The sequence below is a fragment of the Clostridium sp. DFI.5.61 genome (assembly GCF_024462915.1).
Classification (GTDB): Bacteria; Bacillota; Clostridia; order Oscillospirales; family Oscillospiraceae; genus Lawsonibacter; species Lawsonibacter asaccharolyticus.
Genome location: NZ_JANGBZ010000034.1, coordinates 24030 through 31162 on the forward strand (window position 1 = coordinate 24030; position 7133 = coordinate 31162).

Annotated in this window: 10 protein-coding genes; 2 read left to right on the plus strand and 8 right to left on the minus strand. The window is 42.5% G+C overall.

Annotation, left to right across the window (positions count from 1 at the left end):
- Positions 1–3: 3 nt before the first annotated feature.
- The 7 genes from NE584_RS13775 to NE584_RS13805 all read right to left on the minus strand — a co-directional run bounded on the left by NE584_RS13775 (position 4) and on the right by NE584_RS13805 (position 5258).
- The gene (locus NE584_RS13775; RefSeq protein WP_256183047.1) at positions 4–1296 is read right to left on the minus strand and encodes a site-specific integrase; all 1293 of its coding nucleotides are present in this window, start codon (positions 1294–1296) and stop codon (positions 4–6) included.
- Positions 1297–1444: 148 nt separating this feature from the next.
- A complete protein-coding gene (locus NE584_RS13780) occupies positions 1445–1687 on the minus strand; it encodes a helix-turn-helix domain-containing protein (protein WP_337653081.1) in 243 nt (80 codons plus the stop codon).
- The gene (locus tag NE584_RS13785) at positions 1680–2060 is read right to left on the minus strand and encodes a type II toxin-antitoxin system PemK/MazF family toxin (protein ID WP_108980500.1); all 381 of its coding nucleotides are present in this window, start codon (positions 2058–2060) and stop codon (positions 1680–1682) included. Before NE584_RS13785 ends, NE584_RS13780 begins: the two co-directional genes overlap by 8 nt.
- Positions 2061–2579: 519 nt before the next feature.
- Entirely contained in the window at positions 2580–3089 is a 510-nt protein-coding gene (locus NE584_RS13790; protein ID WP_108980499.1) for a hypothetical protein, read from the minus strand.
- Between the two features lie 306 nt (positions 3090–3395).
- On the minus strand, positions 3396–3794 hold the full coding sequence (locus tag NE584_RS13795; protein WP_133248295.1) for a hypothetical protein: 399 nt from the start codon (positions 3792–3794) through the stop codon (positions 3396–3398).
- An 89-nt stretch (positions 3795–3883) separates the two neighbouring features.
- On the minus strand, positions 3884–4696 hold the full coding sequence (locus tag NE584_RS13800; protein ID WP_108980497.1) for a DUF4367 domain-containing protein: 813 nt from the start codon (positions 4694–4696) through the stop codon (positions 3884–3886).
- Positions 4683–5258 (minus strand): RNA polymerase sigma factor, encoded by a 576-nt coding sequence (locus NE584_RS13805; protein WP_170116215.1) that lies wholly within the window; start codon positions 5256–5258, stop codon positions 4683–4685. Before NE584_RS13805 ends, NE584_RS13800 begins: the two co-directional genes overlap by 14 nt.
- Before the next feature lie 228 nt (positions 5259–5486).
- On the opposite strand from NE584_RS13805, the gene NE584_RS13810 reads away from it, so the two are divergent.
- Complete coding sequence (locus NE584_RS13810) at positions 5487–5864, plus strand: helix-turn-helix domain-containing protein (RefSeq protein WP_108980495.1); 378 nt, start codon at positions 5487–5489, stop codon at positions 5862–5864.
- A 5-nt stretch (positions 5865–5869) separates the two neighbouring features.
- Entirely contained in the window at positions 5870–6439 is a 570-nt protein-coding gene (locus tag NE584_RS13815; RefSeq protein WP_108980494.1) for an RNA polymerase sigma factor, read from the plus strand.
- Between the two features lies 1 nt (position 6440).
- Here NE584_RS13815 and NE584_RS13820 read toward each other — a convergent pair whose 3' ends face one another.
- Positions 6441–7019, minus strand: coding sequence for a sigma-70 family RNA polymerase sigma factor (locus NE584_RS13820; RefSeq protein ID WP_256183049.1), 579 nt, complete (start codon positions 7017–7019; stop codon positions 6441–6443).
- Between the last annotated feature and the right edge of the window lie 114 nt (positions 7020–7133).

The following is a 7133-nucleotide window of genomic DNA, read 5'->3' on the forward strand; positions in this document are numbered from 1 at the left end:
CTTTTATGGTGCATCCGCCGACAAATTTTGCACCATGGGGGTCACAATATCCTGCTCAATGGCCGCGGCGGATTGCTTTTTTGTTGCATATTGGAGATGCCCATAAATATCCACCGTCGTTGAAATTTCACTGTGACCCAACCATTCCTTTACCTGTTCCATTGGTACTCCGTTTGCAAGCAGGAGAGAGGCACAGGTATGGCGGAGATCATGGAAACGAATATGCCTCATATTATGTTTCTCAAGCAATTTCCCAAAAGTCGAAGACACATAATTAGGCTTAATCAGATTGCCGATTACATCGACGCAGACATAACCCAAGTTTTCTTTGTTGTAAGCGCGGCCGCAGAGCTTGCGGTTTTCTTCCTGTTGTTCTCTTGCCTCCAACAACCGCTCCTTTAAAAAAGGAATCAGAGGATAAGTCCGTAGGCTGGACTTATTTTTGGCCTTGTCCTTCTTGATCGTAAGACGTTCTCCTTTAACATTGCAAATCGTGACCGTGTGCCGGATGGAAACGCAGTCGTGCTTGAAGTCAAAAGCGTTCCATTTCAGTCCAATGACCTCACTGCGGCGCAACCCATAAAATGCAGTTAGAAGAATCACTAGCTCAATCTTGTGCCCCTTGATAATCTCAAACAGGCGTAGGACTTCGGAATCCAGGTAGTAGTCCCCTTTGAAGGCTTCAGGCTTGGAAATGATGATTCGGTCGGCAGGATTATTGGGGATTAGCTTTTTGTCCACCGCATAGTTCAGCGCCCCATGAATTAGAGCATGGTAGTGCTTGACAGTAGACGGCTTAACCCGCTCCAATTCCTTCTCATAAAAGGCAAGGATATCTTCTTTGGTCAGAGCAGAAAGTGATATAGGATGCTCACGGAAATACGGAGCGATAGGATTGTTGAGCTGCTGTTCGTAACCAGCGTAGGTGGAAAGTTCAATGGGCTTTGCATCTATGGCTCGCCCAGTAGCTGTCCTATACTTATGCTCTAACCATTGGTACAGGAAATCTACAAACGACACTTCTGCCATTACTTGATTTTCCTTTGATGCCAATAGACTGAAGTTATCCGTGATTGTGCTTTCTCGCAGCAGTTTCTCTGTCCACTCTTTCCGAACAGCAGGAAGCATATTATTTGCCCAGGTTTTATTTCCCCTAGCTTTCCTATGTGTCGGAATCCACTTGGGTTTCCTTTTTCCATTTTCAGTGATATTTAGGACCCAGTAGAGATAGCCTTTTTTCTCGGCCACATGGCCGGAAATCAACTTCGTGTTTTCTTGCAGGTGTACCGCTGGCATATTTGTTGATCCTCCTTTTGCGGCATTGAGTTCACCTACCAATGACACCTATATTGTATCATTGGATAGAACAAAACTCCAGGTAAACCGGGATCTAAATTGTTAATTTTCTGCGTCTATTTTTCTGACCGTAGGAGGCGAAAACTCCTCATTCCATTATAACGGAGTAGGAGACTTTTAAATAGCCAAGGATATGAGCTTTAGGGATTCGATAGGCGCGCCCAATTTTTAAGGACTCGATTTTCCTATCTTTCAACAGCTTATAGCCGGTCTTTTTGCTGATCCCCAACACTTTACACATTTCTCCAATATCCATCACATCAGGGTAATCTTTCAACATGAGGCGGTAAGCATCTTTCGGGGACAGCATCATATGGCCATTTTCATTCACGGTGCGTATTCCTTTCCTTAGTGGTTTTTATGCCAAGGCTGACAGAAATCGCCTTATCAATTTCCTTCATTTTCTCCCTGCTGATATGCCCAATGTAACCTCTGAGCCTCCTGCGGTCAACCGTCCGTATCTGTTCTAGCAGTAACAGGGATGTGGGAGCGAGGCCCGGAACATTCTCAAGCGAAACATGAGTAGGAAGGTTAGTCTTGTCCCTTCGACTGGTGATAGCCGCTGTTACCACTGTTGGGCTGAAGGAATTACCTACATTGTTTTGAAGCACAAGGACAGGGCGTGTACCTCCCTGTTCCGAGCCAACTACTGGGTCCAAATCAGCGTAGAACAAGGTGCCACGCCGGATTGCCTTCCTCCGCATAGTCATGACCTCCTGAATATAAGTAAGCTGGAAACAGGGTGGGCCCCTAAAAGCCCACCCTGTTTCCGACGCAATTTTCCAATCTGTTTTCTTTTTAGTGTGCTATTTGTCCCAGACACCCCACACACGGGAAGTCATCGGTGGCCAGCAGCGAACCGGCCCACGGGAATCTCACCCCTCCGAGGATCTCTCCGAGCTGCCCCCATTGCATGATCCTGCGGTCAAGCAGGGCTGTGGCTGGGCAGGAGTACCATTGTATCCTTTGCCGATCATGGCCGCACCGGGAGCCACCCGTTTTTTACAGACCACCGTTTCTCGCTCATACGGACAGGATGACAGAAAAAATCAGTAGAAACTACTCATCCATACCATACCTCATGGCGCGGCTTCTGAATCGGCTTTTGCTCATCGCACTGGCAAAGGGGAAGTTACCGATGAATGGATATGTGGTTGTCAAGGAGCAGGAAAAGTAAGTTCGGAAGAACTCCCTTCACCTATCGTCATGAAACTAATAGGGTGTCAACCCTGTTCCGCAAATATAACTCTTAATTTTTCAACAGCAATTTTTAACGATTTTGCCACCGCTTGATGACTAGCCCCCTCGATTCGACCAATTTCCCGACTGGATAGTCCATAAAATATATTGAGTCGAAATCGCCGTTTCTGGGTTTCCGTAAGTATATTTGTAGTAAACAATTGTCCCAGGGCTAATTTAGCATAGCGATAGTTTTGACGCTCTACCTCAAATTCTTCCCATTCGTCCTCTAGTGAGCGGGTAGCACAACAATTCATCTCCTCCATTCCCTGGATAGATATATTTTTACGGGTCTGGGTGTTCTCTGCTCTGTCCTGCTCATAATAAATCTCATCAGACAGAGCTTTTAATTTCAAAAAGTCCTGCTCCGTTCTATCTGGATTCTCCTCTAAATAATCCTCCAGAGAAATCTCTATAATTTCATCATTAAAGCGATACACAATATTAGGGCTGTATTTGTTCGCTGCATAATCATTTTTGCGATAATTCCACAATTTTTTCTACCTCCGATCTGTTTTTGAAAACAGATCGGAGGCGGTGGTGCCCTGCTTCTATGCCTGAGCCACTTATGAAACAAGCGACCGACTTTGTAATCTGGTACAAAGTCGGCCGCTTGTAAGATGTCAGAAAGTAATTTACCCTTATGGCATCGTAACTTACATTTTATTTCTTTAAGTCAAATACTGTTCTCCCATCTGGTCGTAAATTTGGAAGAAAACTGTTTATATGTCTATGGTTCCTTTATTTACTGCTGGGGCCTGAAAACCAACTTTGGTCTTCAGGCCCCTTTGTCATATTACTTAATGACTCTCCACACCGGAATATGTGACGTCATCTTCTACGAATTTCCCGTTGGCGTCATAAACTTCTGTGGTAAGTTTCAGGCGATAATCGTATCCACGGGCAACAAATTGCGCCTTGTTGAATCTAATCACATCGCCGCTGTCACTCCACTCCTTAATCGTTTTCCATGTAGATCCATCTTTTTGTTGCAGCTCCAGTGTTGCCTCAGCTTCATACCCAGATGCTACCGTGCATGTTCCATCACAGGAGGCATAGCCGCTACTGTTAATAGATAGGTCCACAGTTACCGATCGAATGGCTACAAATCTAGCTGCCGCTGGTAGTAGCATCATTGCCAGCATACATACTACCAATGGCCCGGTAAAAATTCTCCTCAAACTGTTTTGCTTTTTCATTTAGTCGTCATTCCTTTCAAGTCTTATTTGAGCTCTGCTCATAATATAAGACTCAACATTTGGAAAAACGCAACCAAAAATTTTTATATTTACCAACGAAGGCCCTCGGCCAGCATTACCAGCTGATCTGATGTGAGAGCATTTTTCGCCTCTCCTGTTGATGTGATTTGGATAATATAGTGATTTTCTTCATCAAGCCAGACCAAAGTTTGACTATATACACTATCTAAATCTTTCTCATAAAGAGTTGCTGAATATCCTTGAATCTCCACATTACTCTTCCTAGATTCTTCTGAATCAAACTTATGGATTGTCTTTTCTGAATATTGGACCACATTAACATCTATACGATGTCCCTCTTGATCATAAATACAAACTAGCCGATTCTTTTTCCCATCTGCCCATCCATTATCTCCAACCTCATAGCCTTCTGGAATCCATTCAAATCCTAAATCGTAGTAATATGTCATATTCGCATCTTGATTTGTTGAAGCACTCTGTGGGACCTGCTCTATATCCTTGTTCCCCTCTTTTTCGAAGGTAAACTCTGTGTACTGTTCACATGTTCTAATTACCACATTCAGTATGCTCAAACGGAGTTGTTCTGATGCCGCCATTGCAGTCGTTAGAAGAACAAGTAACAGCATAACGGCCACAGATATCCGCTGCACCATTTTCCATGTCATCCGGCCGAGGTTTCTTGCTTTCTTTCGATTAAATTCTTGACGTATCAGCTTTTCGCATCGCCGCCGCACCTCTGCCGGAACCTCCGCTTCTGGATCTGCTTTCAATCGTTCATTAAGTTCAATAGCCTTTTTCCCTTCTTCTTCCGCCACGGAATCCATCAACAGGGCAAACAGAGCATCTTCATATTGCTCTATCAACTGTTCACGTTTTGTCATCCTTCTTGCTCCTCTTCATAATTACCATGAGCTTTCTTCTAGCTCTGGTCAATTTCATTCTGATACTGTTCGGCTGGCAACCAAAATCCCGTGCCAACTCCTTATCCCCATATTTTAACAAATACTTTCCTTCTAAAAGTGCTCGATCTTCTGGTCCCAAGTGTTTCAAGCCTTCTTTTAATTTTTCAATCTCCTCTTCATAGAATAACTGTTCCTCTTCCGCCAATATTATATGACGCATTCCTTCTTCATTCAACGTCTCCAGACTTATTATTTTACTTCTTTCTCTGTTACGCTTTCTCAAATATGAAAACGATGTATTTCTTATTGCAACCACAATATATCCAGCCTGCGCAGCACAATCTAAGTTACACAAAACCCTCCTTTTTTCAATCAGCTTTTTAAGGCTCTCCTGTACTATCTCCTCCTGTTCCATACTGTCAGAGATATACCGCCTAACTGTTGCATACATAAGGCGTTCATATTTGCGATAAAGCTCTTCCATAAACTCTCGTTCTTTTTGGTCACACATTCCTAAATCTTTTTCTATCTTTGTTTTCATTAGAATAACTCCTATATAATGTCTTTCCTTTTTATATAAAAAGACACCTGCTTTTGGCAAACGCAACAATGGCAATTTTATTGTTGTCTTCTGCTCTGGCATTTTTATTAGTTATTCTAAAATTATATACTATTTTACTCCATTTTCAATTCGTTTTCTAAAATATCACTCTCATTTATTTTAGAAAATATATAATAGTAATTACTTGATATTGGGGAGGAAAGAGGAGTGGCGCAATTTGGTGACCTGCTGGCAGAACTGCGCCAGGATCGTGGTTTGACACAAAGCGAACTTGGCAAGGTTATTTCTGTGACTTCAGGAACTATCTCCAACTATGAGCACGGCTTCCATCTCCCCGATTTGGAGAAGCTAGTATTACTTGCTGATTATTTTGGTGTCTCAACAGATTATCTCTTGGGAAGAATATCATCTAATCTTCCGATTGACGTGTTGCAAAAGGCTCTCACAGATGGGACCCCTGTTTCAGATGTAATTCACAGTCTGTTCCAACTTCCTCCTGACCGTCAACGGGCGATTCTATTGGTAATTTCCGATATGGCATTTCGAGCCATGGTGGATCAGTACGGAACGGGGGAAGGTAAGTAAGTCCAATGTTTTTTGTCCCAGTTGCTATCCTCGTTATTGAGGACGAAGATGACCGAACCTTTATGGAAAATCTCTACTCCTCTTACCACCGACTCATGTACCATACAATTCATCTCATTACCGAAGACCCTTGGATTACTGAAGATATTCTTCAGAGCACAACAGAGAAACTAATCCAAAATTTAGATACTATTAAGCATCTTCCTCAGCCCAAATTGGTAAACTATATTAAAACGGCCTCCACCAATACGACATACACATATCTCCGCAAGAGAAACTTGGATGCAATTACTCCTCTTTCTGGTCTAGAAAATGAATATGAGCTTTCTCAAAGCAGCAAAGAAAATCCTGAATTACTTTTTTTAAGGGATGAAGATATCAATTGCTTTACTACTGTCTTTAACGAGCTGGATGAGAAAGACCGCTATTTATTAACTAGCCGTTTTGTTGAGGGAAAGTCTTACTCAAGTCTATCTGAAGATCTTGGAATACAACCTGATAGTGTGCGTATGGCTGTTACCAGGGCAAAAAGGAAAGCCGCTGCTATTCTGAAACGGAAATATTTGACCCGTTGATTTACCGTTTCGCTCTTTCTATATTATGAAGTGTTTTTGTGGAGATAGGTGTTGAAAAAGTCTTCCTTAGTTTTTTAAGAGCAACAATCTTTCCCTGATTTACTGACTGCCTGCTACATCCCCATCGACGTGCAATTTCCGCTGCGGTCAGAGAATTCTCAAACATTAGTGTTATAATTTCTCTTTCTCTTTTTGTCAGTACATCAATCTGGAGTTCAGTTAATAGCCCATCATTAAGTTGTATCTTATCTTGGGTCGCCAAATACTCTGCCTCTTCTTTGGGGCTGATCTCATCCCAGCCAATTACGGTCTCTACATGGTGATACTTTTTATATATTCTGAAACAATAATGATACATTGACTGTTTTATATACTGAACTACGGTACCATCGTCTATATTTCGCAAATTAGACGGAGAAAAATCTTTAACCAGTTCTATAAATGCCAGTATCATTTCCTCATTACCATCTTCGATATGAAGTTGACGACCACATTTTTTGATTAAGGGGGCGAATTTTTGGAGCAGCGCCTCCAACGCTTCGTTATTTGTCTGTGCAAGTCTGATGCAGTCGGCCAGCATTGCTCTTCACTCCCAGATCAAATCTGGAAATGAAAGAGAAACGTGATGAAAAAAAGTAAACCTCCTATTACAATGTATTTACGGTTGAAGGCACGGCAGCCAGCCGTGTCTTTT

Bases quoted from the DNA above. Each gene is read 5' to 3' on its own strand.
- NE584_RS13795 (WP_133248295.1), bottom strand. From the start codon at position 3,794: ATGAAAAAGCAAAACAGTTTGAGGAGAATTTTTACCGGGCCATTGGTA.
- NE584_RS13815 (WP_108980494.1), top strand. From the start codon at position 5,870: ATGTTTTTTGTCCCAGTTGCTATCCTCGTTATTGAGGACGAAGATGAC.
- NE584_RS13800 (WP_108980497.1), bottom strand. From the start codon at position 4,696: ATGACAAAACGTGAACAGTTGATAGAGCAATATGAAGATGCTCTGTTT.
- NE584_RS13805 (WP_170116215.1), bottom strand. From the start codon at position 5,258: ATGAAAACAAAGATAGAAAAAGATTTAGGAATGTGTGACCAAAAAGAA.
- NE584_RS13785 (WP_108980500.1), bottom strand. From the start codon at position 2,060: ATGCGGAGGAAGGCAATCCGGCGTGGCACCTTGTTCTACGCTGATTTG.
- NE584_RS13775 (WP_256183047.1), bottom strand. From the start codon at position 1,296: ATGCCAGCGGTACACCTGCAAGAAAACACGAAGTTGATTTCCGGCCAT.
- NE584_RS13820 (WP_256183049.1), bottom strand. From the start codon at position 7,019: ATGCTGGCCGACTGCATCAGACTTGCACAGACAAATAACGAAGCGTTG.